We start from the raw sequence: 26,305 nt of genomic DNA on the forward strand, positions 1-26,305 counted from the left end.
TACTGATGCCCGGCAGTCACGTGCGCACGTGGGTTGGTGTCAGAATCCGACGGCCAGGCTGGCGGTGACGGTGTGGCTATCGTAGCTGTAGCGATCGATATTGCTGTTGTTGTCGGTACGGTCCAGATCCAGACTGAGAGATGTTCGACGAGAGAAACGATACGTGGTGCCAACGGACAGTGTATGACGCTTGTCTTCACGACGTATCGTTTGTCGGCCCTCGGGAACAATCAGTTGGTGTGGCGTACGATAGTAACTGAAGCGAAAGCCCGCCCCGGCTTCAACACTCAGTTGGTCAGTCAGGTCGTACTCAATGCCTGCATCAAGGCCATGTCGCTCGGGCGACACACTGAAGAACTCCTCTCCGGTATCCAGATTGTCCCGGTCATTGTAGTCAGCCCGGTATTTGAGTTCCGCTGTCCAGTTCCCGGGCCGGAGACGGTAATGGGCATCAAGCCGGTACATCTGGCCCCGATAGGCATCGAATCCAGGTAACGGAAAAATCTGGGTGGCCTCTGCTCTAACCAGGCATCGCGCGCCGGGGCCTGGGCAGTCGAGGGTGGTTATGCCGGCCATCAGGCGAGCGCGACGTTCCCTTGATCGCCGATCCCTCCATATATAGTCGCCGCCAAGGCCTACGCTGATCACTCCCGGTGCGGTTCTCTGAACCCATTTTGCACCCGCCTGAATCACCTGCAGGTCAAACGTGTGCTCGGAAGGGTACTGACGCGAATAGAACTTGATGTCCGAACGCAGTCCCGCCGAAGAGTCGCCATAGAGGTAATAGGAGGCAGCCGCCAGAGTTTCCACAAAGCCGCTGTCGAGCTTTCGGGGGGCGGTATCCGGGAACAGCGCAACGTTGTCTTCATAGCCACCCCCGATGGAAACCAGGCCAGCCCAACGTTTTCTGGGTGAGGCAGCATGCATCGTTGGATCGAGGCGTTCAAGTTGACGGGTGGCGAGCGATATCAGGTTGTCGTCAGGATCGGACGCAAGCACGTTCTGGAACGCTTGTGTTGCGGCGTTCTGATTTTCACGGGCCAGGGCGGTCAACCCGATGTTGTAGTAGGCAAGCGCTTTCTGACGGGTGGGGATAAGGGTCCGGAAGGTTTGCTCCGCCTCCTCGTAAAGCCCGAGTTTGTAATAGACAACGCCCAGGTTGTAATTGAGTGAGCGGGAGCTCAACCCCTTCGAGACGGCGGACTCAAGTAAGCGGCGAGCTTCATCCAGGTCACCGGCGTTAAACGCCTGGATACCCTCACGGAAGAGCGTCTTAGCCTCGGTCGTATGCTCCTGAGCATGGGCGGTTGACAGCGCGAGACACAACACCAGTGCGATGGTCAGAAGACGGCGCAAATACTCTCTCCGGAATAGTCTGAACTCGGACTCAGAGTATAACAGCCATTGGACGGGCGAGCGCCAGTCCTGAAGGGATCAGGTGTGACGTCTGTATCTAATCTACTGCTGTCCGGTTTCCTCCAGATTCAGGCCACTGTCGTTTAACAGGTCCAGATCGGTATCGCCGGTGCCTGGCAGGTCCAGTCCAGGGTCTTCGATGCCCGGCAGGTCCAGTTCTGGTTCGTCTTGGATGATCTCGCCAGGCAGTTCGATGCCGAGCGCGTCACGAGACTCCCGTGACTGTTCGGAGAGAGTGCTCTCGATATCCAGCATGTCTTCCCGGGTATCGGAAGCGAAGTCGCCGGAATCCGTCTGCATATCACCGAACCCGTTTGCGCCGGCGGGCGCGTCCACGGACTCCGGAAGCTCAAGTTGTTGCACAAAGGAATCGTCCAGCTCCTGATCGTCCGCGACCATTCTCATGGTCACATCAAGATCGTCCTGAGCCCAGGACAGAGCCGGTGTAGCAAGCAGAAGGCCGAGCATGGCCGGAGCAAGCCAGCGTATATGGATATGTCTTTTCATGATGAAGGCTCCGTGTTTCCTGGAATGGCGGTGCTGAACGTTTTGCGCCGGGTTCCATCGTCTAGGTGCGCAACCAGTTTGCCGGAACCAGGGAACAGTACGTTGATGGGCAACGCCAATACGTTATCGCCTTGCTTGAGATCCACCGTCCAGCTGATGGTCTGGCGCCCCGGGAAGGGTGCCAGTTCTGCGTTGGGCGGTAGTTCCAGGGTCAGGGTGACGTTGTCCATCGCCTTGCGGGAATTGAACGCCAGCCTGACGGTTTTCAGTTCCGCTCCACTTTCGGGTTCAGCAACGGTTTCTGTTGCTGTCTGCCCGGGAGCATCTGCGATGTCTTCGGGCAATCCCGTATCTGCCGGGCCGACCTGCATACCGATGAAGATACCGAGTGCCAGCACGGCGGCAATTGATGAAGCCCAGAGTGACGTTTTGCGTAACGTGGAATTCCGAGGTGTCTCGCCAGCGAGTGCCATTGCACGAACGCGGGATTCGAAATCGTCGTTGGGCTCTGGAACGGTCTGGGCCATGATGCCTTTTTGCAGGCGTTGTTCATCCTCCCAAAGTTCTGAGCAACTGGCACACGTCGATGCGTGAGCTTGGAGGGCTTCCTGTTCATGCAGCGGAAGATCGCCGCGAACCAGGCTGTCGACCTCCTGATGGAACTGACGACACGTCATGGCATTCACCTCTTCACCCTTCACGTTGTTGCTTTTCGAAAGGTTCCATTTGTTTTTTCAACCGTTCCCGCATAAACGCTCTGCTGCGATGCAGGCGTGATTTTATCGTACCGACAGGCACATCCAGAACCGTTGCAATGTCCTCCTGGCGCCAGCCATCCGCGTCGTGAAGCAATAACAGGGTTCGTTGGTCTGGTGGCAGGGTATTCAGTAACCGCTTGACGGTTTCGCCAATGCGCGTTTGGTCGATACCGGCGGACGCATCCGGGCTTGCCTCGCCGAGGGATTCTATGAAGGCGGTCTGGCTCTCCGCAGCGACCAGTGTACTGACGCTGATTTCTCTTTGGCTGGATTGTTTTCGGGTGAGGTCAACAAAGTGCCGGTACAACACACGGTTGAGCCATGGCTGGGGTTGCTGCACGTTTTCCAGTTCGTCCAGCCGGGGGTACATCTTGACCACGACATCCTGCACCAGATCCTCTGCGTCCTGTTTCTGGCCAGTCAGGCGGTAGGCGAAAATATACATGCCTTTCATGTAAGGCAGAATCAGCCGGTCAAATCGCTTTGACGACGACGAACGAAATGGGAGCAAAGCCAATCTGATTCCCTCGGTCTGTGGTTGGCACGGTTTGGCGGGTGCCCCGTCCTCAGGCCATTCTTGTAGGTGTTCGGATGTCAGATTCTGAACATACCATCATTATTGCCTTTTGTTCGAGACAAATTTCTCGCTACAAGAACCAGTTAGCCCTTCCTTTTGCGAATTCTCGTCTATTCGGGAAAATTTTTTTGGAACCACCGCAATTAGACTTCCGTGTTAGGCCGAAAGACACAGGACGAGTCTCGAACTACAAAAAAACGTACAGAGGTAAACAAGTATGTTCATGCGCCAAACGCGACTGATGTCGATGGTCATTTTGTCGGTCAGCCTGACGGGTTGTTTTGAAAGCAGCAGCCAGACTACAAAGAATGCGGACCCAGACTACGACATTACCAATCCGGCCGTGGAGCGGGGAACTCACCCATTATTTGACCCGTTGACCACCCAATTCCCGATTCCAAGCGATTCCCTTTTCTATCTCAGTGAGGTTGACGACGGCACCATGCTGAACGGCAGCGATCCTGCCAACCCAGTGACCACGGGCATTGGATTTCTCGATGGAAATTCAGTGCTGGCACCCATTGATATCAAGATCAGTGGCAGCCTGGACAGCCAGCAGACCCTTGATGCACGTGACTTTATCTCCGTGGAGGGCGAAGTTGTCCCCAACCCGGATCAGAATGTGTTCCTGATTCCCCTGGAATATGCCGGTGGCGATAGCCTCCGTCAAACCTCCGGAGAGGTCGCCGGAATTTCATCGGCGATTCAGTACCGGCGGGCACTGGCACTTGAGGAAAGCGGTAATACCGCCGAAGCCGATGCGATTTTCGATGCCCTGGTTGAGGACAGACTTCGGGTTGAGCTGCTGGATATCGATGGTGGCCAGAACAATATGATCCGGATTCTGCCGGTCAAGCCACTGGCTGAGAAAACCCGGTACGCCCTGGCCATCACCGACGACATTGTAGACACCAACGGCGACCCGCTCGTTGGCGCTCCGACCTACCAGTCGGTGGCGGACCCGGAAGCGGTGCTTTCCAATGTTGCGTTCGAGCCATTCCGCGAGGCGTTGTTACCTGCCCGCCGACTCGCTTCCGACTATTTTGAGTTCAAGCAGGCGTTTTCCATCGCTGGATTCCCAAAGACGTTCGATGACGTTGTGTTTTCCACAACGATCACCACAACGGCGGTAGACGACGTGCTGCTGGCAAATACAGCCCCGGTGACGTTCTTCCGCAACAGCCTGGGTATTGCTGCCCGACAGGAAGGGCTCCAGCAGTTGATCTCCGGATTCTACAACCTGACTCAACAGCCGCTGGAGGGGGCCGCGACGGCGGAACAGCAGAACATCAACGATGAAATCCATGCAACGCTGACGGACACAGATTTCCGCCTCTACGACGCCGAGCTCGCCGGCCTGCTCAGTGATGCCCGGGACGCTGGCATGGTCGTTCAATATCAGGACCTTGTCAGCAATGATCAGGCGGACCGCAGGGTCGCCTATGCTTTGCAGGCCGCAACAGCGATGGCCGTCGATACTGTCGCCGACAACGAGGGTGAAGCGCAGGCGCTTGCAACCGCCGCTGACAACCTTATTGATGCCCCGAAGCCGCGAACAGTAAGAATGTTCAACCAGCGCGACGGTGGTGAGATAAATCCGGCGTTGGCTCAGGAAGTTCAGGGCACTCCTCTTAATATCCATGTCTATGAGGGCGAGATTACCCTGCCGTATTTTCAGGGCGTGCCGGAGGCGACGGATGGTTCAGCTGTACGCTCGGCCAGTTGGCTCCCGGCGGACTTCAGCGCCGAGGAGTCACTCGACCAGGCGCCCTCCGATCGGGTGACCTACCGTTTCCCGTTTGTTGAAAAGTCCGGTGAAACAACGGTCCCCATTGTGGTTGCCGCGCCCGACACCAACCAGGCCTTGATTGCCCCGCAGACCCCGGCAAATGGTTTTCCGGTGATCATCTATCAGCATGCCGTGACCACCGACCGTTCGGCGATCCTCCCTCTGGCGACAGCCGCTGGGTTGTCCTGCGCAGACCCTGGCAATACCTTTGACTGCTTCGTCACCATCGGTATCGATCAGCCGCTGCACGGTATTTTCGGAGAGGGCGTGGTTGGTCTTAATCCCATCACCACTCAGGATGGTGCTTCGGCGGACGCCGTCGAGCGTCACTTTGGCTTCGCCGCTGACGCGGATCTTAATCCGGTACCGGCGGGTGAACTGCAGGAGCCCGAATCGGGAAGTCTGTACCTGAATTTCACTAACTACGCCAACACCCGTGACAACATGCGCCAGGGCACCCTCGACCTGCTTAACGTGAACGCCTCGTTGCAGGCGATCGAGGACGCCATCAACGCGTGTCAGGCCGCCGGCGATTGTGCCCAGGGCCTGAGCATTGATCCGAGCCGGGTCTATTTCATGAGCCATTCGCTCAGTGGTATGGGTGGCGCGGCCTTCCCACCGGTTAACAATGCAGCGAGTGCTGCGGGCAACTCCAATCTCAGCCCGGTTCTGGCCTCGAATCTGCTGAACACCGGCGGTCAGTTCACACGTCTGTTCGAAAACTCGCAGTCACTGGCACCACAGCTTCTTCCCGTGCTGGACGCCGCCTCTGACGGCGTGCTGGCGCAGGGACGTACGGAACTCAACATCTACTTCAATGTGTTCCAGTCGCAGCTGGATTCGGCAGACCCTGTCGCCTATGCCGGCTTTTATCAGAACACCAACACGTTGCTGACTGAAATCGTTGGTGTTGATGATGACCCTGAGCGCCCAACTGACGACACGATTCCCAATGCCGCGGATGATCAGCTTTACGCCATGGGGCCCCTTGAAACCACGGTTCCGGAAACCGGATTTGTGATCAGTAGTGAGCGCGCACCTCTGGCGGGTACGGATCCCCTGGCTGCGGGTATGGGCGCTGAGTCAACGCCGCTGGCAAGTGGCCTCCCAGCTATAACCCGCTATCTGGAAGGGTCACATGGCAACCCCGTGTCTGCCGGTCAGAAAGCGGCGGATGCCTTTTCTTCACGTGGGGTTTTCGACGAGATGATCGCGCAGATGCTGGAGCTGTTCAGTGATGGCACCGTTTCTGTCAGCAACCCCTGTGTCGTAAAGGATGCCGATACCTCAGGTACGGACTGCTCCGCCGAGGGCAACACCGATCCAGGCAGTGAGCCGGACGGCGGCGGAGATGGTGGGGGTGATGGTGGCCTGATTGGTGGCGGCCTGATCTAGAAACCCAACGGCCAGACAACCAGCGCTTCGGAGATCCCGGAGCGCCCGTTCCCGATAAACACGTGTATGTCGATGGCGATTCTCTCCATCAATGGGGAAGCTTTGCCTGAAAAACTGGAGCTACAGACCAATGACAACAAAAAACCGAGACCGTAAACGCCTGGCGCTGGCTATCGGCGCAATCGTATCCACAGCCCCGGCGATGGCATTCGATTTCGACATCTACGAGATCGACGCCTCGCTCTCAACGACCCTGACGGCAGGGATTGCCTATCGGTTGGAAGATCAGGACAAAGATCTGATCTCCCAGGGCAACCTGGGCCCGGAATTCGCATTCAGTAACACGGGCGCCTCGTCCAACAACTTCGACGACGGCAACCTGAACTTTGAAAAGAACGAGCCATATTCCCAGATCCTGCGTGGCCGTAGTGAACTGTTCCTGGACTACACCCCCGACAGTGACACGCTGACGCGGGTCGGGGCGCTGGTGCGAGGCACTTATTATTACGATCACGAACTGAAGGATAACCGTCGCGCCAAGGACCCGGTCGGCCAGCGACGTGAATTGAATGATGAGGCCAAAGATAACGCCTCCGGTGTGGATCTTCTCGACGCCTACGTGTTTACGGACTGGTACTTCGGCGATACGCCGGTGTCGATCCGTTACGGCCGTCAGGTGGTGAACTGGGGCGAAAGCACGTTCATCCTGGGCGGTATCAACGCGGTCAATCCGATCGACGTTCCCGCGTTTCGTGCTCCCGGCGCGGAGCTGAAAGACGTATTGTTACCGGTGGAGATGTTGTATACGTCGGTTGGCCTGACGCCTGAAATCACCATGGAGGCGTTTGTTCAGACCGACTGGGAAAGCTTCAGGATTGACGACTGTGGTACCTATTTTTCCTCCGCCGACGTGGCGGCCGATGGCTGTGGCCCGGTATTACTGGCGGGCCAGGTGCCGGACTCCCAGGCGCTGGAAGAGGGATTCGTGTCTCCGCGCCTGGGCGATCGCGAGCCCGGGGACAAGGATCAGTTCGGTGCCGCGTTGCGTTGGTATCTGACCGACCTGGGGGCCGAGCTGGGGTTCTACTACACCCGTTATCACAGCCGTCTTCCGTACATCAGTGGTGTGGTCAACAATCCCTCGGACCCATCGGCAAACCAGAAAAGCGACCCCAACCTGCCCAACTCCAGGTTTCCCAGCTATTTCATCGAGTATCCGGAAGACATTGATCTCTATGGCATCAGTATCAACACCACACTGCCAACGGGCACTTCGCTGGGGGCGGAATACAGCTTCCGGCCAAACCTTCCCATCCAGTGGAACACGTTTGAGCTGATCTACGGAGGCTTGCAACAGCGTGGTCCGGATGGACAGGTAGTGAGTAAGCTGGAGCAACGCCAGCGTGAGAAGGATCCCAATTTCAACTATGCCGGTAAGGCTGTTGATGGCTACGACCGTTACAACGTTTCCCAGGCCCAGGCCACATTCATTCACTTCATTGACCGGGTAATGGGCGCCGCCCGTTTCATCATTGTTGGTGAGGTTGGTGCCACCTATATCCACGATCTGCCCAGCACCTCGGAAGCCCGCTACGGGCGATCGGGCATCTACGGTGTGGGGCCGGTGCCGCTGGAGGGTGACAACTTTACCGGTGACTACTGCAGCCAGGGCACAGACAGTGACCCGCGTTTGAACATCAACCCCAGCAACTGTGGAGGTGGTGGGTTTACCACGTCCTTCTCCTGGGGCTATCGCACGCTGTTTGTCTGGGACTATCCGGATGCCGTCGCTGGCGTCAACTTGCGCCCCCGGCTCTTTTTCTCTCACGACGTGAAGGGCTACGCACCAGATCCTGGTGGCAACTTCCAGGAAGGCAACAAGTCACTGGGCCTGGCCGTCGAAGCCACCTATCAAAACGCCTACAAAGCCAATCTGAGCTACACCAACTATTTCGGGGGTGATTACAACGTCATCAATGACCGGGATTTCGTGTCGGCCTCAGTGTCCTATTCATTTTGAACCATTGTCTGAAAACCGAGGAGTAATCCATGATTAACCGAAAAAACCTGCTTTACAGTGCATTAGCGTGCTCGATGCTGTATTCCGCGTCAGCCGGCGCAGCGGTGTCGGCTCAGGAGGCTGCCAAACTGGGAGATACGCTCACGCCAATGGGCGCCGAGAAGTCCGGTAATGGCGATGAAATTCCTGCCTGGGACGGGGGGCTGCTTCAGGCACCGGGTGCGTACCAGGGCGACGGCCGATACGTGGACCCGTTTCCCAAAGACAAAGAGCTGTTTCGTATCGATCAGAGCAACGTTGACCAGTACGCGGACAACCTGACGCCCGGCCAGATTGCGATGATCAGGACGTACGACGACTATTTTATGCCGATCTACCAGACCCGGAGAACGGCGACCTATCCTGCCGACGTGCTGGAGAAAACCAAAGCCAATGCCACCGAAGTGGAGTTGGTGGAAAGCGGGAACGGTCTCAAGAACTACAAAACAGCGACCCCGTTTCCGATCCCCCAAAATGGCCTTGAGGTGATTTTCAACCATATCACCCGCTACCGCGGCGGTTCCTTTACCCGCAATGTGGCACAGGTAACACCACAGCCAAACGGCGATTTCAGCCCGGTCAGGTTCACCGAATCGTTTACCGAGCGGGTGGCGCTGGAGGATTTCGATCCAAGCGAAGATCCCAATGTGATGTTCTATTTCAAGCAGGCCATCACCGCTCCGTCTCGCCTCGCGGGTAACGTACTGCTGGTGCATGAGACCATCAACCAGGTTAAGGAGCCCCGCCGCGCATGGTTGTACAACTCCGGGCAGCGTCGTGTTCGCCGTGCTCCCAATGTGGCCTACGATGGGCCGGGTACCGCCGCAGATGGTCAGCGCACGTCTGACAACCTGGACCTCTACAATGGCGCGCCAGACCGTTACAACTGGGAACTCAAGGGCAAGAAAGAGCTGTACATTCCGTACAATTCCTATCGCCTGACCGACGAGAGCCTGAGCTATGACGACATCATAAAGCCCGGCCATGTCGACCAGGGCCTCACGCGTTATGAGCTGCACCGGGTATGGCATGTAACAGCGACACTCAAGGATGGTGAGCGGCATGTCTACGGCAAACGGGACTTCTACATTGATGAGGATACCTGGCAGATTGCAGCGGTGGATCACTACGACGGCCGTGGCAACCTGTGGCGTGTTGCCGAAGCGCACGCGATGCAGATCTACGATGCCAACATTCCGGCCTATGCCTTTGAAACTCTGTATGACCTGTTGTCAGGGCGCTATCTGGTGATGGGGCTGACCAACGAGGAAGACGAGCCTTACCAGTATGGTACCGAGCGTCGCTCCCGTGAATACACGCCGGCTGCGTTACGCCGGGACGGTGTGCGTTAATCGTTAATGGCGGACCGATAACCCTGCCTGGCTTGGCAGGGTTATCCCCGACGGGGGACCACATCAAAGATCCCTGCCCGGTAAAGTTCCTTATAGCTATTCCCGAATCACTCTGTTAGTGTGCCCAGCATCCTGCCTCTAGGGATTTCCGCAATTCAAGGCTTCAAGCCCGTGCGAACCATCCATACGACCTGTCAGAGGACGTCACCCCGTTAACGGTGTGTGGCCGTAGTCGTCTTTTATTCCATGAATCTTCATGGCATCTGCCCGCATTCGCCGAGAACGGAGTTCGTGGAGGCAGACTAATCAAGAGTTGATCCACTATGAGTTTTTCTTCACTCGGTTTGTCCGAGCAACTGGTCCGTGCCACTGCCGACCAGGGTTACGAAACCCCATCACCCATCCAGGCCAAGGCCATTCCCGCCGTTTTATCCGGCAGGGACGTGATGGCGGCTGCCCAGACGGGTACCGGTAAAACCGCAGGGTTCACCCTGCCATTGCTGCAGCGCCTGGCGGAAAACCCCCGCACTGGCAAAGGCCCGCGTGTACTGATCCTGGCGCCTACCCGCGAGCTGGCGGCCCAGGTACACGACAGTGTGGCCCTTTACAGCCGATACATGCCGACCAAGTCCGCCGTGGTGTTTGGTGGCGTAAAAATCAATCCGCAGATGATGAAGCTGCGCAAGGGCCTGGACGTGCTGGTGGCCACACCCGGCCGTCTGATGGACCTGTATCAGCAGAATGCAGTTCGCTTCAACGAAGTGGAAATCCTGGTGCTGGACGAAGCCGACCGCATGCTGGACATGGGCTTTATCCGTGACATCCGCAAGATTCTTGCGCTGTTGCCCGCCAAGCGCCAGAACCTGTTGTTCTCCGCCACCTTCTCCAATGAAATCCGCACCCTGGCCGAAGGCCTGCTGGATAACCCGGTGCAGGTGGAAGTGGCAGCCCGAAACACTGCTGCGGAAAGCATCAAGCAGTCGGTCTATCCGGTTGATCAGAGCCAAAAAACCGCCTTGCTGAGCAAGCTCGTGCGAGACAATGGTTGGGAGCAGGTGCTGGTGTTCACCCGTACCAAACACGGTGCCAACCGCCTGACCCAGAAGCTGGAGCGTGACGGTATTACCGCTGCTGCGATCCATGGCAACAAGTCACAGGGTGCTCGTACCCGCGCCCTGGCTGATTTCAAACAGGGTGAAGTGCGTGTACTGGTCGCAACCGACATCGCAGCCCGTGGCCTGGACATCAAACAGCTGCCCCAGGTGGTGAACTTCGAATTGCCGAACGTGCCGGAAGACTACGTTCACCGCATTGGCCGTACTGGTCGTGCCGGTGAAAGCGGCCATGCACTGTCGCTGGTCAGCGCTGACGAGGGCAAGATGCTTGCCGGGATTGAGAGGCTGATCAAGAAGCAGTTGCCGCGCAAGTCTGTTGAAGGCTTCGAGCCCCAGAACAACCTGCCATTGAAGCCAAAAGCCAAGGCAGACCCCAGCCGGGCCCGTGGTCGCGGCGGTAACGGTGGTGGCAATGGTAAGCCCGGCGGAAATGGCCGTAGTTTTGGCGGTAAGCCGGGTGGTCGCAGTGGCGGCCGTAGCCAGAATGGCAACGGTGGTCAGGCAAGGCGCTCACCCCAGCGCGAAAACGCGTAGTCCTGCCTACTCCACTGAAAACGGGGCCCCAGGGCCCCGTTTTGGGTATTGGCTCAAGCTGACTTTTTGCCGTCCGGTGTCTTTTCCTCGAGGCCGGTGTCGGCGCCTTCCGGCACAAACACATCGCGTACGGTCAGCGGCTTGCCGTCGGCATCCTGAACTTCAACCGGTAAAATGGCACGCCCGGTTTCGCGGTCCCTCAGGTCCAGCGGTGTTTGATCTGGCGCCGGATTCCATTTGTCGCCCCACTGGCGAAGGGCGATCACAATCGGAAACAGGTCCCGGCCTTTTTCGGTCAGTCGGTACTCGAATCGTGAGCCGTGTTCGCCCACATCCACCTTCTTCAATACCTCGTTGTCCACCAGCCTCGCTAACCGGTCGCAGAGAATGTTGCGGGCAATACCCAGCTCTTGCTGGAAGTCCACAAAGCGGCGGGTGCCATACATCGCGTGCAGCACTACAAGCAGAGACCACCAGTCACCCACCTCGTTAAGGGCGCGGGCGACGGAGCAATTGGAGTCATCAAAACGTTTTCTGGCCATGTTTCGGAGTGTACCTAATAGGGTTGCATTTTAAAACCAGATTCAATATGGTTGCTTAAAGAAACCAGATTAGTAAGGTTGCGATCTACCATGAGCATGAATCTTGGCCCTTTGTTTGAACCCTTTGAACTCCACAACCTGACCCTGCGCAATCGCGTGGCGATGGCTCCGATGACCCGCAATTTCTCGCCGGGCAACGCCCCGAGCCAGGATGTGGTGGACTATTATCGCCGTCGCGCTGAAGGCGGTGTTGGTTTGCTGATTACCGAAGGCACTACAGTGAATCATCCTGGCGCCAACGGTTATCCGAATGTGCCGTTCTTTCATGGCGACACAGCTCTCGCCGGCTGGAAGGATGTGGTTGATGCGGTCCACGAGGCTGGCGGGGCCATTTTCCCGCAGTTGTGGCACGTGGGTGCCGTACGCAAGGAAGGCACCGAGCCGGACCCAGCAGTACCCGGTTACAGCCCGTCCGGTCTGTTTTCACCGGGCAAACCCAACGGCAAGGCGATGAGCAAGGACGACATTGACGACGTCATCACGGCGTTTGCCGACGGTGCTCAGGATGCCAAAGCGTTGGGCTTTGACGGTGTGGAGATTCACGGCGCCCACGGTTATTTGCTGGATCAGTTCCTGTGGGAAGGCACCAACCAGCGTGATGATGAATACGGCGGCAGCATGGAGAACCGTCTGCGCTTCGTGGTTGAGATCGTTGAAGCGGTCCGCCATCGGGTAGGCCCGGACTTCCCCATCATGCTGCGTTTCTCCCAATGGAAACAGCAGGATTACGAAGCGAAGCTGGTGAACACACCCGAGGAACTGGAGCAGTTTCTGAAACCGTTGGTGGATGCCGGTGTGGATATCTTCCACGCCTCCACGCGCCGCTTCTGGGAGCCCGAATTCGAAGGCTCTGACCTGAACCTGGCAGGGTGGACCCAGAAACTGTCTGGCAAGCCGACCATGTCCGTTGGCAGTGTGGGCCTGACGGAGGACTTCATCAGCGGTACTTTCGCCAGTAAGAAGGAAGCGGTGGAGCAGTCCGGCATCGACGAACTGGTTGAGCGCATGAACAACAGCGAGTTCGAATTGATCGCCGTTGGCCGCGCATTGCTGCAGGACCCCGAGTGGCTGGTGAAAGTGAAGGACGGCCGTATTGGCGAGGTCGAGCCGTTCGCGAAAAAGTCGCTGGCAAAGCTCTACTGATCAGACAAGGCGTTGACAACAGGCCCCGGCGAGACACCGGGGCTTTTTTGTGTCTGTCCGGGCTGTAATTTAACCTGTTGCCGAAACCCGTATGATTAATGCTCTTGTTTTCAACTAAAGGGATACACCATGAAGTCTGTAACTTCTCTTTCAGCCATTGTCCTGCTTGCGTTGACTCTGGTTATGGCCGGCTGCGCCACGGTCGGCCAGGACTTTGCCACCCATAACGTTGACCAGATCGAGATCGGCGATACCACCCGCGCCGATATCCAGGAGATGTTTGGTGAGCCCTGGCGCACCGGTATCGAGGACGGCAAGCGCACCTGGACCTACGGCAAGTATCGCTGGTCTGCTTTCGGTGACGCCGAGACAACGGACCTGGTGGTGCGATTCAACGAAGATGGCACAGTGTCTTCCTACGTCTACAACACCACCAAGTAACGATCAGATTTCCGGAGGCTGGTGAATGGATGACCAGGGTGATCCGGCGGATATCGAACAGTTACTGGACCGTATAGAAGCAGGGGCCGCTGGTCGTTCTCACGTTTCCATCGGTGAAATGATGGATGCAGTCGGGCGCCGGACCTTTGGGCCGCTGGTGCTTCTGGTTGGCCTTATTCTGGTGACGCCCCTCAGTGGCGTGCCGGGAATGCCGACCCTGTTGGGCCTGCTCACACTGCTGACGTTGGGGCAGGTTCTGTTGGGTCGGACCCAGTTCTGGCTGCCCAGCTTGTTGCTCCGGCGTCAGGTTCCCCGCCAGAAGCTTGTACAGGGGCTCCATTTACTGCGCCCGGCCGCACGGCGGATCGACCGCCTGATACGCCCAAGATTCACTTTCCTCGTCAAGGGTCCTGGCCTCTACGCCATGGCGCTTGCGTGCATGGTGATTGCGATCGTGATGCCGGCGACGGAGCTCGTGCCATTCAGTGCCAGTATTGCTGGCGTGGCGCTGATGACATTCGGCCTTGCGATGATTTCGAAAGATGGTCTCCTTGCCGTGCTTGCCTGGGGTGTTTCGCTGGCGGGGCCGGTGATGTTGGTGCGAACCATCGGCAGCTGAATAAGGCCAGATTACGTAAAGTCGGGGGTTATGAACTAAATTGTCAGTAGAAGAACGCCTCATTCACAGGCGAAAGAGGAGAAACACCATGATACGTTTATTCTATCTGGTATCTTCGATTGACAGTGCAAAAGAAATCTCCGACGACCTTCACGAGCACGACGTCACTGACTGGCGCTTCCACATTGTCAGCAAGGACGAGGCCGGCCTCTACACTCACCAGTTACACACCGCGTCCATCCTGGACCGAACGGATCTGCCCAGGTACGTGGAGCGCGGCGCCATAGCCGGCTTTGTGCTGGCGCTGGCCTTCCTTGTACCGTTGGCCTTGCTGGAAGTTCTGAACATGCCGGCGGCGGCCTGGATAGCCCTGTTTATCTTTGTGGTGGTAGCGGGCGCCTGGATTGGTGGCTTTGGTGGTATCCAGAGTGAAAACTACCGTATCGAGCCGTTCCATCATGATATTGAGGCAGGGAAGTACCTGATCATGGTGGATGCCCCGAAGGACCACATTCCCAAGGTCAAGGAACTGATGGCGAAGAACCACCCCGAGGCCAAGTTGCAGGGCAAGGATTCCAGCATTAACAATCCGTTTGCCGGCCGGCGTCGGCATAAGATCAAACAGGCCTGATGCGAGGCACTGTTCAAAACGGAATGGTTTCATGACAAAGAACGGTGTCATTCTCACCGGCGGTGGCGCGCGGGCGGCGTATCAGGTCGGCGTGCTTCGCGCTATCGCTGACATGTATCCGGACTGGAACCACCCGTTCAATGTCATTATCGGTACCTCGGCCGGGGCGATCAATGCCATGGCCCTTGCCGGTAACCGGGGGCTGTTTCGCCACAGTATTGATCATCTCGATAAAGTCTGGTCGGAACTGACCATGGACCGGGTATTCCGGGCGGATACCTTTAGCCTGATGCGCAGCTTCAGCGCCATCGCCCGCAAGATGATCAGTCGCCCCATTGAGAGCGGGCCGGTTTCCTTTCTGGATAATTCGCCACTGCGGGAATTGCTGGAGCGGGAGATCGACCTGCAGAGCATTCGGCAAACCATTCAGGAGGGCCACATCGACGCTGTGGGCCTGAATGCCTGCGGTTACGCGACTGGCCAGAATGTGTGTTTCTTTGAAGGGGCTGAAGGGCTGCAAGGCTGGTCGGTCGGACAGCGTGGCGGCACCCGCACAGAGTTGGCAGTGGACCACATCATGGCGTCTGCGGCTATTCCCACTCTGTTTGCGCCGGTGAAGATCAACCGCGAGTACTTTGGTGATGGCGTGACCCGCCAGATGGCCCACATCAGTCCGGCATTGCGACTGGGTGCGCGCAAGGTGCTGGTGATCGGGGTTAGTGCCAACGCGATGTGCCCGTCCAGGCGCCCGGAAAAACCCGGTATGCCAACGCTGACCCAGGTACTGGCCCACGTGTTCAACGGCATGTTCCTGGATACGCTGGATTACGACATCGATCGCTCACGGCTGATCAACCAGTTGCTGGAACTGATCCCCGAGAAGAAACTGAAGGAATCCGGGCTGGACCTGAACCCGGTGGATATTCTGGAAATTTCCCCCTCCGAGCCCATCAACGAAATCGCCATGAAATACATTGACGCCATGCCGCTGGTGTTGCGACGGTTGACCGGTGCTTCGGACAACGCGCCTTTTTCCAGCGCCAATCTCGCCAGCTTCCTGCTGTTCGACAAACGCTTCTGTCGCGATTTGATTGAGCTGGGCTACCGGGACGGCCAGAGCCAGTCCCGGCAGATTGAGCGGTTTTTTGAGAAGGAATCCGGGGCTGAAGAATCAGCCCCTTAACCCACCAACCAGCTTGTCGATGCTTTCCTTGGCATCGCCAAACAGCATGCGGGTGTTGTCTTTGAAGAACAGCGGGTTTTCCACGCCTGAATAACCCGTGGCCATGCCCCGCTTGAGGACAACCACCTGGCGCGCTTTCCACACCTCAAGCACCGGCATACCGGCAATCGGGCTGCCCGGGTCTTCTGCGGCGGCCGGGTTTACGGTGTCGTTGGCACCGATAACCAGCACCACATCGGTGCTTGGGAAATCGTCGTTGATTTCGTCCATTTCCAGCACGATGTCATAGGGCACATGGGCCTCGGCGAGCAACACGTTCATGTGTCCGGGCAGTCGACCCGCCACAGGGTGAATGCCGAAACGCACGTTGACGCCACGGTCCCGCAGGATTTTCGTCATTTCGCTGACGCCGTTCTGAGCCTGCGCCACAGCCATGCCGTAACCCGGCACGATGATCACTGAATCGGCATTGCGCAGTTCCTCACACACATCATCCGCGGAGGACTCATAGACGGACTGGTCAGTATCGGCGGCGCTTGAGCTGCTGCTGGTCTGGCCGAAGCCGCCCAGGATGACGCTGATAAACGACCGGTTCATAGCCTTGCACATGATGTAGCTGAGGATGGCACCACTGCTGCCCACCAGGGCACCCACCACAATCAGCAGGTCATTACCCAGCATGAACCCGATAGAGGCCGCCGCCCAACCGGAGTAGCTGTTGAGCATGGACACCACTACCGGCATGTCGGCGCCGCCGATGGCCATGATCAGGTGAATGCCGAGCACCGAGGCGATGACCGTCATGATGACAAGGGAAATCAGCCCCAGCGCCATGCTGTCGGTACCGAGGAACCAGGCGCCCAGCAATACGCAGGCAATGATGGCCACCAGGTTCATCAGGTGTCGGCCCGGCAGGGTCAGGGCTTTGCTGTCGATGCGGCCATCCAGCTTGCCGCAGGCCACCAGCGACCCGGTGAAGGTCACGGCGCCGATAAAGATACCGACAAACACTTCCACCAGCTTGATGGTGTGTTCGGCACCCGTGGTGGCTACCAGGGGCTCGATATAGCCTGAGAAACCGACCAATACCGCCGCCAGGCCCACAAAACTGTGCAGCAAGGCAACCAGTTGCGGCATCTGGGTCATTTCCACCTTGTTGGCGATGGGGATACCAATACCGGCGCCCAGCAGCACCGCAATCACGATCGCGATAACACCACCGTCCACGCTCGCCAGGGTGGCGCCAACAGCGATGATGATGCCGGCGACACCATAAAGGTTCCCGCGCCGGGCGGATTCCTGATGGCTAAGGCCACCCAGGCTGAGGATAAAACAGATACTTGCGACCACGTAGGCCACGCTCACCAATCCTGTGCTCATATCGGGCGCCTCCTACTTGCGAAACATTTTGAGCATGCGATGGGTGACCCGGAAGCCGCCCCCCACGTTGATGCTGGCAATCAGCACCGCGAAAAAGGCCATGATGCCAACGGCCAGATTCTCCGCCTGGGCCAGGTGGAGAATGGCACCGATCACAATGATGCCGCTGATGGCGTTGGTCACGCTCATCAGAGGCGTATGCAGGGACGGCGTCACGTTCCAGATAACCTGCCAGCCGATAAAGCAGGACAGGACAAACACCGTGAAGTGCTGCAGGAAGCTTTCTGGCGCATGGGCACCAACCCCGTAGAGCGCCAGGGCCGTGACCAGCAGCAGCGCACCCTTGCCAAACTGGCTGCGGCGTTTGGCGTCTTGCCTCGCGGCCTCCTTGTCGGCAGCCGTGGGTTCTTCAGTGCCGGGCGCCGGCTTGGGGCTGACCGGCGCTTCCGGTTGAGGTGGTGGCCAGGTAACGTCGTTCTCTCGCACCACCGTCAGGCCACGGATCACATCGTCTTCCATGTTGACCTGGGGCTGGCCGTCTTTCTCTGGTGTCAGTTCAGTGATCAGGTGTACCAGGTTAGTGGCATAGAGATCGCTGGCCACCTTGGCCATACGGCTGGGCAGATCGGTGTAGCCAATCAGCGTTACGCCATGATGGTGAGCGACCTTGCCGGGCTCCGTCAGCTCGCAGTTGCCCCCGCGTTCCGACGCCAGATCGACAATCACACTGCCGGGTTTCATGGATTTCACCATATCGGCGGTGATCAGCTTGGGCGCAGGCTTGCCGGGAATCAGGGCAGTGGTGATGATGATATCCACCTCTTCGGCCTGTTCCGCGAACAGCGCCATCTCCGCCTTGATGAACTCGTCGCTCATCTGCTTGGCGTAGCCGCCGCCACCGCTGCCGTCCTCGTCGTCGAAATCCAGCACCAGGAACTCGGCGCCCATGCTTTCAACCTGTTCTTTCACTTCCAGACGGGTATCAAACGCCCGCACAATGGCGCCCATGCTGTTCGCGGCGCCGATCGCGGCAAGGCCTGCGACGCCGGCCCCGATTACCATGATTTTCGCCGGTGGTACCTTGCCAGCCGCCGTCACCTGGCCGGTAAAGAACCGCCCGAAGTTATTGGCCGCCTCAATCACCGCGCGGTAGCCGGCAATATTGGCCATGGCGCTCAAGGCGTCCATCTTCTGGGCACGACTGATGCGGGGCAGGCTATCGATGGCGAAGGAAGTAATCTTTTTGGCCGCCAACTTCTCCAGCAGCTCGGGATTCTGCGCTGGCCACAGGTAGCTGACCAGGAACGCCCCTTCCTTCATCAGATCCACTTCGTGTTTCTTGAGCGAAGGGTTTTTCATCGGCGCGCGGACCTTGAGGATAAAATCCGCGTCCTGCCAAAGCGATTTGGTGTCTGCCGCAATGGTAGCGCCCACTTTTTCGTAGGCGTCGTCCGTATAATTCGCGGCCTCACCCGCACCGGCTTCGACCATTACCTCATAGCCAAGGCCTATCAGCTTATGCACCGAGGGCGGCGTTGCCGCTACCCGTCGTTCATCCTCGAAAATCTCCCTGGGGATACCGATCTTCATTGTAAGTACGTCCTCCGGAATGACCGATTCACTGAAAATCTCGGTTTTTACTTATAGGTAGACGCTAACAGATTTACAAAGGTTTTCCTAAAAACGAACAAAGCGAAAAAACGGAAAGGTAAAACGAAAAAAATAATAAGCCCGTTAGAGGTCCTTCTCTAACAGTGCCTGTACCTCACTTTCGGCCAGCCCATCCAGCATTGCCCCCCGAAACTGGCGGTTGATAAACCGCTCGGTTTCATGTTGGATCATTGCCCGCTGCGCCGGTTTCTCGATGTAATCCATTGCCCTGAAAAGGATATAGCGAATGGTCATGCGGGAGATCTCATGAATCGTCTCCGTCGGCACAGCACTGACCAGCCGCCGCTCGATAATATCCTCCGCCATCTCGCGCGCGCTGGCATCCAACTGCGCCTCAAGCGCCCTGCGCAACAAAGCCGACGGCCCGTGAAGCTCCCGCACCGCCACGGTCGTCGCTGCCGGGTTGGCCAGGAAGTAGTGGTAAACAAACGTCACCGTATCGTGGGACGCCTGCTCCGACGACTCCGCCATCCGCCGCAACTCCCGCACGCCGGCTTTCATGTCTTCAGCAATGTACCCAAGTACCTGCAGACCGAACTCGTCCAGATTCTTGAAGTGCCGATAAAAAGTATTGGGATTCAGTCCGGCCTCACGGGCCAGTTCCCGGAGACCGAGAGATGTCAGGCTGCGGCTCTGGGTAATCAACCTGAGCGCCGCCTGAATCAGCTTCAGTTTTCCACCACTTAAAACATTCATGAAGCATCACCAAAGTTCGAAGGGGTAATTGGGAAGGCTTTTCCGAAACTGTGCGGAGCCATGGATGGCGGAGCCCAAGCGCCACATGGATGTGCTCGAGCGTGTTTCGGAAAAGCCTTCCCAATTGCCCCAGCCCCCGAAGTTTGATCTGGGGGACAGTTAGTTATCAAACGAGGCCAAACAGCCAGATCCAGATGTTTGGAAGTATACAACTGTCTACTCTGTTGGGTATACATGTGTCTACCGCCAATCATCATGGCGAAACAGACAACAACAGGCAAGGCCAAAAGGCCAGCGAACAACGAGGTGGAAAACATGAGTCAGACAGCAAAAATCGCCATCATCGGCACCGGATTCTCCGGCCTGGGCATGGGGATCAAACTCAAGGAAGCCGGATACGACAACTTCGTCATCCTCGAACAAAGCGACGACGTCGGCGGCACCTGGCACGAAAACCACTACCCCGGCTGTGCCTGCGACGTCCAATCCGCCCTCTACTCCTTCTCGTTCGAACAAAACCCCAATTGGACCCGCATGTTCGCCCAGCAGAAAGAAATCCAGGCCTACCTGCGAAGCTGCGCCGAAAAATACGACCTCATGAAACACGTGCGCCTGAACACCCACGTGGCGGGTGCCCGCTTTGACGAAAAAACCCAAAGCTGGACCATCGAAACCTGCGACAGCCCCAAACTCTGGGCCTACATGCAGGACAAGGGCCTGAACCCCGGCGACAAACTCAACCGCAAAGACAAGGGCCTGCCCAAATTCAGCACCTTCAAGGCGGATGTTGTGGTTTCCGGCATGGGCGGCCTTAGCACCCCGGCATACCCCAACATCAAAGGCATCGACACCTTCACCGGCAAAAGCTTCCACTCCCAGGACTGGGACCATGACTACGACTTCAAGGGCAAGCGCGTAGCAGTGATTGGCACCGGCGCCTCAGCCATTCAGTTCGTACCGGAAGTGGCCAAAGACGCAGCTCACCTCGACCTCTACCAGCGGACTCCACCGTGGATCGTGCCCAAGCCTGATCGCGAGATCCGCCCGCTGGAAAGGATGATGTTCCGCAAGTTCCCGCAGACCCTGAACGCCTTTCGCCAGAGCATCTACTGGATGCTGGAAGCACGGGTACTGGGCTTTGTAGGCAATCCGCGAATCCTCAAAATCGGCGAATTACAGGCACGCCGCCATATCCGCAACCAGATCAAGGACAAGGAACTGCGCAGGAAAGTTACCCCGGACTTTCACTTCGGCTGCAAGCGGGTGCTCATCTCAAACAACTATTACCCGGCGCTGGCCCAGGATAACGTCGACGTGCTGACCGACGGCATCCGCGAAGTGCGTGGCAATATGATCGTGGATAACAACGGCCATGAGAGGGAAGTGGACTGCATCATTTATGGCACCGGCTTCAAGGCCCAGGACCCGATACCCGCAGGCATGGTACATGGCCGTGGCGGCCAGGACCTGCTGGACGCATGGAAAGGCGGTGCCGAAGCCTACAAGGGTAGCGCCATTGCCGGCTTCCCCAACTTCTTCATGCTCATGGGCCCCAATACCGGCCTCGGCCACAGCTCCATGGTCTATATGATTGAAAGCCAGATCCAGTATGTGCTGGGTGCCCTGAAGAAAATGGACAAGCACGGCTGGAAGAGCGTGGAAGTGAAGGAAGACGCCCAAAGCCAATACAACGCCTCTATTCACGCCAAGCTCGGCGACTCCGTGTGGCAGACCGGCTGCAAGAGCTGGTATGTAAACGAGAACGGCAAGAACACCACGCTGTGGCCGGGCTTCACCTGGCAATTCCGCCAGCAGACGAAGCGGTTTGACGCGGGGCAGTATGTGTGTGAGCCAGAGGCTGTTGAAGCGGGTGAGGCTGTTGTGACTTGATCGCTGGCCCCAATGGGGCCATGGTTTGGTAATGGGAGCAAATGGAGCACGCACCATGACCAAACCAACCCTTCCTGACCTATCCCAAATACAGGCAGCAGAGCAGCGCATTCGACCGAAACTGGGCGAAACACCGCTCCTGACTGTGCCTGATCTGGATGCCACCATGGGCCAGCCGCTGGGTTTGAAGTGTGAGAGCTTTCAGCGCACCGGCAGTTTCAAGGCTCGGGGTGCACTGAACTGGCTGCTGACCGCCAGTGCTGACGAACTCGAGGCTGGCCTGGTGACGGTGTCCGCCGGGAATCATGCAATCGGCCTGGCCTGGGCGGCGGCCATGCAGGATGTTCCGCTCACGGTGGTGATGCCGGAAGGTTCCAGCCCGTTGAAGATTCACCGCACCCGGGCGCTGGGCGCCGAAGTGATTGTGCACGGAAATATCCAGCAGGCGGTGGCGCTGTGCCATCAATTGCGGGATGACAAGGGGCGGACGCTGGTTCACCCTTACAATGATGTCCGCATCATGGCTGGACAGGGCACCGTTGGCCTGGAATTGCTGCGCCAGCAGTCGGATGTGGATCGGATACTGTGCCCCATCGGAGGCGGCGGTTTGATTTCCGGGCTGGGGCTGGCCATCAAGGCACAGCGGCCGGAAGTGGAGCTGATCGGCGTGGAGCCGGAGGGTGCGGCGACCATGTTTAACGCCTGGCACAAGCAGGATGCCAGCGCCAGCCTCGACTCGGTGGATACCTGGGCTGCCAGCCTGGCACCGGCAGTGGTCGGTGACTGCACCTATGCCGCGTCCCGTCAGGTGGTGGACCAGATCGTGACGGTTACCGAGTCGGCTATCCGGGAAGCCACACGTCGCCTGCTGACTGAAGCCAGGCTCTATGTAGAGCCTGGTGCCAGTGTCGGGCTGGCGGCGTTATTGGAAAACCAGGTTGCGCCTGATCCGGACAGGGCCACGGTTCTGATTATTACTGGTGGTAACCTGGACCCGGAGCAGGTTAGTCAGTGCCTTTAACAGACGAGAGGGGCATGCTTAACTAACCAGCGTGCCGCCATCCACTGCCAGGCATTGCCCGGTAATGTGTCGTCCGGCTTCAGACGCCAGCAACACCGCTGCACCTTTCAGATCTTCTTCGCCACCAAAGCGCTTGAGCGGAATACGCTCAAGCATTTTGTCGCCTTGTGCATCCAACAGTCCCTGAGACATCTTGGACGGGAAGAAGCCTGGACAAAGCGCGTTCACATTGATGTTGTAATGACCCCATTCGGACGCCAGGGCGCGGGTGAAGTTCACCATGGCGCCCTTGCTGGTGTTGTAGGCGATGGTCTGCATGCCCTCCGGGTTGCCAGATAGCCCGGCAATGGAGGCGATATTGATCACCTTGCCGGTCTTGCGCGGGATCATGCAGCGCTTGCCGACGGTCTGGGTGAGGAAAAAGCTGGCGTTCACATTCAGGTTCATTACCTTCATCCAACCCTCGGGCGGATAGTCCTCCGCTGGGGCTCCCCAGGTGGCGCCGGCGTTGTTCACCAGAATATCGATGTCGCCGAGCTGCTCGATCACCTGATCCACCACCTTGGGAATACCTTCCAGATCGCCCAGGTCGGCGGCGATGGTCACCACCGTCACGCCCTGGCTTTCCAGGTGTTCTTTCGCCGCGTCCAGCTCGTGCTGTTTGCGGGCGCTGATGGCGATCTTCGCGCCCAGTTCACCCAGCGCCTCGGCCATTTGCAGGCCCAGACCACGGGAGCCGCCAGTGATAAAGGCGACTTTGCCGGACAGGTCCAGTAGTTGTTTTACGCTCATAGTCGATTCCTTGTTATCAGTCCGAAGGTTCAGGCGCTGGCGGCCAACAGGCCGTCGCTGACCTGGGCCAGATGATGATCCGCGTCGCCGAACAGCAGGTTGATGGTGGTCAGCCGCTTGAACAGGTGCGCCGCGAACATTTCGTCTGTCACGCCCATGCCGCCGTGCAACTGAACACCTTCCTGTGCGACATAGCGGGAACCCTGACCGACCAGGGTTTTTGCCATGGACAGGGCATTGCGGCGCTCGGCCCGGTCGTCGGAATCGGCGGTGCTAGCGGCCAGAATGGCCATGGATTTTGACTGCTCTGCCTGAATAAACATGTCCGCCATGCGGTGCTGAAGCACCTGGAATTTGCCGATAGGTACACCGAATTGCTTGCGGGTTTTGATGTAGTCCAGCGTGGTTTCGTTCATGGCTTCCATGGCCCCCACGGCTTCGGCACAGACCGCCGCAATGCCCAGATCGGTGGCTTTCTCAATGTGCGGGAACGCCTGGTCCAGCTCACCCAGAAGATTGTCGGCGCTGACGGCGACATTGGAGAAACTGATGTCTGCGATGCGGTAGCCGTCATGGGCGGCGTAGTCGTCAATTTTCACGCCTTTGGCATTGGCATCGACGATGAACAGGGACAGTCCGGTCTCATCATTGGTGTTGCCGCTGGTGCGCGCAGAGACGACCAGTTGGTCCGCCTGGCCGCCATGGATGACTGCGGTTTTCTGGCCGCTGACCATGAAGTGGTCGCCGTCCTTGCGGGCAGTGGTCTGTACCTGGCTCAGGTTGTAGCGCGCGCCGGGTTCGTAATGTGCAAAGGCCATCTTGCGCTCGCCGGAAGCGATCGCCGTCAGGTACTCGTCTTTTTGGGAGTCGTTGCCCACATCACGAATCAGCCCGCCGGCCAGAACGACCGTAGCCAGATAGGGCTCAACCACCAGGCCGCGACCGAAGTTTTCCATCACCACCATGGTGTCGACGGCGTTGCCATCCAGACCGCCAAAGGCTTCGGGGAAGGTGAACGCCAGCAGGCCCATATCCGCCAGGGCGGCCCAGGTGTTCGGGTCGGTGCCATTGCCGGATTCGATGAAGGTGCTGCGCTTTTCAAAGCTGTACTCGTTGGTCACAAAGCGGCGCAACGAGTCGTTCAGCATTTGCTGTTCGTCGGTAAGATCGAAATTCATAAGATCGCCTCCTTTAAAGACCAAGCACGAGCTGGGCGATGATGTTGCGCTGGATCTCGTTGGACCCGCCAAAGATCGACAGCTTGCGCATGTTGAAGTAGTCACCGGCCGCCGGAGTGGCATCGATGGACCCGGCGCGCGGGCCGTTGTAGTCCAGTTCCAGGGCGTCCGGAATGTGCGCGATCGCATCCTGTCCGGCGGCTTCCATCAGCAGTTCAAACAGCTTCTGGCCGATCTCGGTACCACGGATTTTCAGGATGGATGCCTGCGGGCCGGGGCCGCGCTTGTCGGTCAGCACCCGAAGTACGGTCAGCTCCAGTGCACGCAGCTCGATATCCAGTTGCGCCAGACGATCGCGGAAGCGGGTGTTCTCGATCAGCGGGCGCTGGCCGTCCTGTTCCTCGTTGGCGACAACTTTTAGACGCTTCATCAAGGCTTTCCACTGGCCCACATTGGCCAGACCAGTGCGCTCATGGCCCAGCAGAAACTTGGCGTAGGTCCAGCCCTGATTCTCTTCGCCGATCAGGTTCTCGGCGGGCACTTTCACGTTATCGAAATAGACTTCGTTAATCTCGTGCTCGCCATCCAGCATGATGATGGGCTTCACATCGATGCCGGGATCGTTCATGTCGATCAGCAGGAAGGAAATGCCCTGTTGCGGCTTGCCTTCGTTGCTGGTGCGCACCAGACAGAAGATCCAGTCGGCGTGCTGGCCAAGGGTGGTCCAGGTTTTCTGGCCGTTGACGATGTAGTGATCGCCTTCGCGTTTGGCGGAGCAGCGTAGTGACGCGAGGTCGGAGCCGGAGCCCGGCTCGGAATAGCCCTGACACCACCAGTCTTCGCCGCTGAGAATGCCCGGCAGAAAGCGTTGTTTCTGCTCGTCGTTGCCAAAGGTCATGATCACCGGGGCGACCATGCGCAGGCCGAAATCGAGCTGGCGTGGCGCACCGGCGAGGGCACACTCTTCTTCAAAGATGATCTGTTCAATCGGGTTCCAGCCCGGGCCGCCGAATTCTTCCGGCCAGGTGGAGGCGCCCCAGCCTTTTTCATACAGAATTTTCTGCCAGCGCTGGGTCATGTCTTTATCGTGGCGCAGGCGTTTCTGAACGCGCTCGCGGATGTCGTCCGGGAGGTTGTCTTCCAGGAACTGGCGAACTTCGGCGCGGAAGGCCTCTTGTTCCGGGGTGTAATTCAGGTCCATGTTTTACCTCTTTGTCTATTGGCTGAGGTTGATGGTTCTTTTGGCGTTTGGAGTTGCCTGGTAGTTCTTAATGCCCGGGCCTGTTAGCTCGGGGCGGCGTCGGTCGGTAACGGCCTTTCAAAAAACGCTGTGAACACGTCCGTGTGCGCTTGGGCTCCGCCATCCCTGGCTCCGCACATTTTTGAAAGGCCGTTACCGACCAACGCTTCAAGTCTGTTCTTGCCTGCTTAAAAAATGTCTTGCCGAACGTTCGCAATGCGCTTACCGGTTGCACCTGTTTGCCTCTGCACAAAGTTCTGGGTGGCCGTTGGGAGTGGGTGTCCAAAACCGTGCGGAGCCATGGATGGCGGAGCTC

At 58.0% G+C, this 26,305-nt stretch carries 22 protein-coding genes; 11 read left to right on the forward strand and 11 right to left on the reverse strand.

The genetic code is table 11. The annotated features are described in order from the left end of the window. Window positions 1-39: 39 nt before the first annotated feature. The 4 genes from B3M52_RS19690 to B3M52_RS19705 all read right to left on the reverse strand — a co-directional run bounded on the left by B3M52_RS19690 (window position 40) and on the right by B3M52_RS19705 (window position 3,192). Entirely contained in the window at window positions 40-1,356 is a 1,317-nt protein-coding gene (locus B3M52_RS19690; RefSeq protein WP_075194633.1) for a tetratricopeptide repeat protein, read from the reverse strand. 102 nt (window positions 1,357-1,458) lie between these two features. Continuing rightward, window positions 1,459-1,923: a hypothetical protein gene (locus B3M52_RS19695; protein ID WP_075194634.1), complete on the reverse strand. Its 465-nt coding sequence runs from the start codon at window positions 1,921-1,923 to the stop codon at window positions 1,459-1,461. Further along, window positions 1,920-2,600, reverse strand: coding sequence for an anti-sigma factor family protein (locus B3M52_RS19700; protein ID WP_075194717.1), 681 nt, complete (start codon window positions 2,598-2,600; stop codon window positions 1,920-1,922). The genes B3M52_RS19695 and B3M52_RS19700 overlap by 4 nt, the downstream gene beginning before the upstream one ends. A gap of 13 nt (window positions 2,601-2,613) precedes the next feature. Next, window positions 2,614-3,192: an RNA polymerase sigma factor gene (locus B3M52_RS19705; protein ID WP_075194718.1), complete on the reverse strand. Its 579-nt coding sequence runs from the start codon at window positions 3,190-3,192 to the stop codon at window positions 2,614-2,616. A gap of 283 nt (window positions 3,193-3,475) precedes the next feature. On the opposite strand from B3M52_RS19705, the gene B3M52_RS19710 reads away from it, so the two are divergent. From B3M52_RS19710 to B3M52_RS19725, 4 genes are all read left to right on the forward strand, one after another. Then, complete coding sequence (locus B3M52_RS19710; RefSeq protein WP_075194635.1) at window positions 3,476-6,442, forward strand: hypothetical protein; 2,967 nt, start codon at window positions 3,476-3,478, stop codon at window positions 6,440-6,442. 130 nt (window positions 6,443-6,572) lie between these two features. Next, entirely contained in the window at window positions 6,573-8,462 is a 1,890-nt protein-coding gene (locus tag B3M52_RS19715; RefSeq protein ID WP_041332926.1) for a DUF1302 domain-containing protein, read from the forward strand. A gap of 29 nt (window positions 8,463-8,491) precedes the next feature. Next, entirely contained in the window at window positions 8,492-9,853 is a 1,362-nt protein-coding gene (locus tag B3M52_RS19720) for a DUF1329 domain-containing protein (RefSeq protein ID WP_075194636.1), read from the forward strand. A gap of 323 nt (window positions 9,854-10,176) precedes the next feature. Continuing rightward, window positions 10,177-11,502, forward strand: a complete 1,326-nt coding sequence (locus B3M52_RS19725; RefSeq protein WP_036211594.1) for a DEAD/DEAH box helicase — start codon at window positions 10,177-10,179, stop codon at window positions 11,500-11,502. Between the two features lie 53 nt (window positions 11,503-11,555). Here the strand turns inward: B3M52_RS19725 and B3M52_RS19730 are convergent, their stop codons facing one another. Continuing rightward, a complete protein-coding gene (locus B3M52_RS19730) occupies window positions 11,556-12,044 on the reverse strand; it encodes a winged helix-turn-helix transcriptional regulator (RefSeq protein WP_075194637.1) in 489 nt (162 codons plus the stop codon). A 90-nt stretch (window positions 12,045-12,134) separates the two neighbouring features. Here B3M52_RS19730 and B3M52_RS19735 point away from each other — a divergent pair, with 90 nt between their 5' ends. The 5 genes from B3M52_RS19735 (at window position 12,135) to B3M52_RS19755 (ending at window position 16,121) form a co-directional block, all read left to right on the forward strand. Then, the gene (locus tag B3M52_RS19735) at window positions 12,135-13,247 is read left to right on the forward strand and encodes an NADH:flavin oxidoreductase (RefSeq protein ID WP_075194638.1); all 1,113 of its coding nucleotides are present in this window, start codon (window positions 12,135-12,137) and stop codon (window positions 13,245-13,247) included. 129 nt (window positions 13,248-13,376) lie between these two features. Beyond that, on the forward strand, window positions 13,377-13,688 hold the full coding sequence (gene bamE / locus B3M52_RS19740) for an outer membrane protein assembly factor BamE domain-containing protein (protein WP_041332932.1): 312 nt from the start codon (window positions 13,377-13,379) through the stop codon (window positions 13,686-13,688). Between the two features lie 25 nt (window positions 13,689-13,713). Next, window positions 13,714-14,307, forward strand: coding sequence for an exopolysaccharide biosynthesis protein (locus B3M52_RS19745; RefSeq protein ID WP_075194639.1), 594 nt, complete (start codon window positions 13,714-13,716; stop codon window positions 14,305-14,307). Window positions 14,308-14,395: 88 nt separating this feature from the next. Further along, window positions 14,396-14,938, forward strand: a complete 543-nt coding sequence (locus B3M52_RS19750; protein ID WP_075194640.1) for a hypothetical protein — start codon at window positions 14,396-14,398, stop codon at window positions 14,936-14,938. Window positions 14,939-14,969: 31 nt separating this feature from the next. After that, entirely contained in the window at window positions 14,970-16,121 is a 1,152-nt protein-coding gene (locus B3M52_RS19755; RefSeq protein WP_036211581.1) for a patatin-like phospholipase family protein, read from the forward strand. Here the strand turns inward: B3M52_RS19755 and pntB are convergent. The 3 genes from pntB to B3M52_RS19770 form a co-directional block, all read right to left on the reverse strand. Continuing rightward, on the reverse strand, window positions 16,110-17,501 hold the full coding sequence (gene pntB / locus B3M52_RS19760) for a Re/Si-specific NAD(P)(+) transhydrogenase subunit beta (RefSeq protein WP_075194641.1): 1,392 nt from the start codon (window positions 17,499-17,501) through the stop codon (window positions 16,110-16,112). The genes B3M52_RS19755 and pntB overlap by 12 nt on opposite strands. Before the next feature lie 12 nt (window positions 17,502-17,513). Beyond that, the gene (locus B3M52_RS19765; protein ID WP_075194642.1) at window positions 17,514-19,091 is read right to left on the reverse strand and encodes a Re/Si-specific NAD(P)(+) transhydrogenase subunit alpha; all 1,578 of its coding nucleotides are present in this window, start codon (window positions 19,089-19,091) and stop codon (window positions 17,514-17,516) included. A 144-nt stretch (window positions 19,092-19,235) separates the two neighbouring features. Continuing rightward, window positions 19,236-19,868, reverse strand: a complete 633-nt coding sequence (locus B3M52_RS19770) for a TetR family transcriptional regulator (RefSeq protein WP_075194643.1) — start codon at window positions 19,866-19,868, stop codon at window positions 19,236-19,238. Window positions 19,869-20,183: 315 nt separating this feature from the next. Here B3M52_RS19770 and B3M52_RS19775 point away from each other — a divergent pair, with 315 nt between their 5' ends. Beyond that, window positions 20,184-21,758, forward strand: coding sequence for a flavin-containing monooxygenase (locus tag B3M52_RS19775; RefSeq protein ID WP_075194719.1), 1,575 nt, complete (start codon window positions 20,184-20,186; stop codon window positions 21,756-21,758). 55 nt (window positions 21,759-21,813) lie between these two features. Further along, a complete protein-coding gene (locus B3M52_RS19780; protein ID WP_075194644.1) occupies window positions 21,814-22,779 on the forward strand; it encodes a threonine ammonia-lyase in 966 nt (321 codons plus the stop codon). Between the two features lie 18 nt (window positions 22,780-22,797). Here the strand turns inward: B3M52_RS19780 and B3M52_RS19785 are convergent, their stop codons facing one another. Genes B3M52_RS19785 through B3M52_RS19795 form a run of 3 tightly spaced genes read right to left on the reverse strand, consistent with a single transcriptional unit; the run spans window position 22,798 to window position 25,950 of the window. Then, window positions 22,798-23,571, reverse strand: a complete 774-nt coding sequence (locus tag B3M52_RS19785) for an SDR family oxidoreductase (protein WP_075194645.1) — start codon at window positions 23,569-23,571, stop codon at window positions 22,798-22,800. A gap of 29 nt (window positions 23,572-23,600) precedes the next feature. Continuing rightward, entirely contained in the window at window positions 23,601-24,749 is a 1,149-nt protein-coding gene (locus tag B3M52_RS19790; RefSeq protein WP_075194646.1) for an acyl-CoA dehydrogenase family protein, read from the reverse strand. Window positions 24,750-24,762: 13 nt separating this feature from the next. Further along, a complete protein-coding gene (locus tag B3M52_RS19795) occupies window positions 24,763-25,950 on the reverse strand; it encodes an acyl-CoA dehydrogenase family protein (RefSeq protein WP_075194647.1) in 1,188 nt (395 codons plus the stop codon). Between the last annotated feature and the right edge of the window lie 355 nt (window positions 25,951-26,305).

It is taken from the genome of Marinobacter sp. UBA2688 (assembly GCF_002352785.1).
GTDB classification, from domain to species: Bacteria; Pseudomonadota; Gammaproteobacteria; order Pseudomonadales; family Oleiphilaceae; genus Marinobacter; species Marinobacter salarius.

Coding starts and splice junctions, on each gene's coding strand:
- B3M52_RS19695 (WP_075194634.1), bottom strand. CDS start 1,923: ATGAAAAGACATATCCATATACGCTGGCTTGCTCCGGCCATGCTCGGC.
- B3M52_RS19790 (WP_075194646.1), bottom strand. CDS start 24,749: ATGAATTTCGATCTTACCGACGAACAGCAAATGCTGAACGACTCGTTG.
- B3M52_RS19735 (WP_075194638.1), top strand. CDS start 12,135: ATGAGCATGAATCTTGGCCCTTTGTTTGAACCCTTTGAACTCCACAAC.
- B3M52_RS19700 (WP_075194717.1), bottom strand. CDS start 2,600: ATGACGTGTCGTCAGTTCCATCAGGAGGTCGACAGCCTGGTTCGCGGC.
- B3M52_RS19725 (WP_036211594.1), top strand. CDS start 10,177: ATGAGTTTTTCTTCACTCGGTTTGTCCGAGCAACTGGTCCGTGCCACT.
- pntB (WP_075194641.1), bottom strand. CDS start 17,501: ATGAGCACAGGATTGGTGAGCGTGGCCTACGTGGTCGCAAGTATCTGT.
- B3M52_RS19755 (WP_036211581.1), top strand. CDS start 14,970: ATGACAAAGAACGGTGTCATTCTCACCGGCGGTGGCGCGCGGGCGGCG.
- B3M52_RS19775 (WP_075194719.1), top strand. CDS start 20,184: ATGAGTCAGACAGCAAAAATCGCCATCATCGGCACCGGATTCTCCGGC.
- B3M52_RS19745 (WP_075194639.1), top strand. CDS start 13,714: ATGGATGACCAGGGTGATCCGGCGGATATCGAACAGTTACTGGACCGT.
- B3M52_RS19710 (WP_075194635.1), top strand. CDS start 3,476: ATGTTCATGCGCCAAACGCGACTGATGTCGATGGTCATTTTGTCGGTC.
- B3M52_RS19720 (WP_075194636.1), top strand. CDS start 8,492: ATGATTAACCGAAAAAACCTGCTTTACAGTGCATTAGCGTGCTCGATG.
- B3M52_RS19785 (WP_075194645.1), bottom strand. CDS start 23,571: ATGAGCGTAAAACAACTACTGGACCTGTCCGGCAAAGTCGCCTTTATC.
- B3M52_RS19715 (WP_041332926.1), top strand. CDS start 6,573: ATGACAACAAAAAACCGAGACCGTAAACGCCTGGCGCTGGCTATCGGC.
- B3M52_RS19765 (WP_075194642.1), bottom strand. CDS start 19,091: ATGAAGATCGGTATCCCCAGGGAGATTTTCGAGGATGAACGACGGGTA.
- B3M52_RS19780 (WP_075194644.1), top strand. CDS start 21,814: ATGACCAAACCAACCCTTCCTGACCTATCCCAAATACAGGCAGCAGAG.
- B3M52_RS19795 (WP_075194647.1), bottom strand. CDS start 25,950: ATGGACCTGAATTACACCCCGGAACAAGAGGCCTTCCGCGCCGAAGTT.
- B3M52_RS19730 (WP_075194637.1), bottom strand. CDS start 12,044: ATGGCCAGAAAACGTTTTGATGACTCCAATTGCTCCGTCGCCCGCGCC.
- bamE (WP_041332932.1), top strand. CDS start 13,377: ATGAAGTCTGTAACTTCTCTTTCAGCCATTGTCCTGCTTGCGTTGACT.
- B3M52_RS19750 (WP_075194640.1), top strand. CDS start 14,396: ATGATACGTTTATTCTATCTGGTATCTTCGATTGACAGTGCAAAAGAA.
- B3M52_RS19770 (WP_075194643.1), bottom strand. CDS start 19,868: ATGAATGTTTTAAGTGGTGGAAAACTGAAGCTGATTCAGGCGGCGCTC.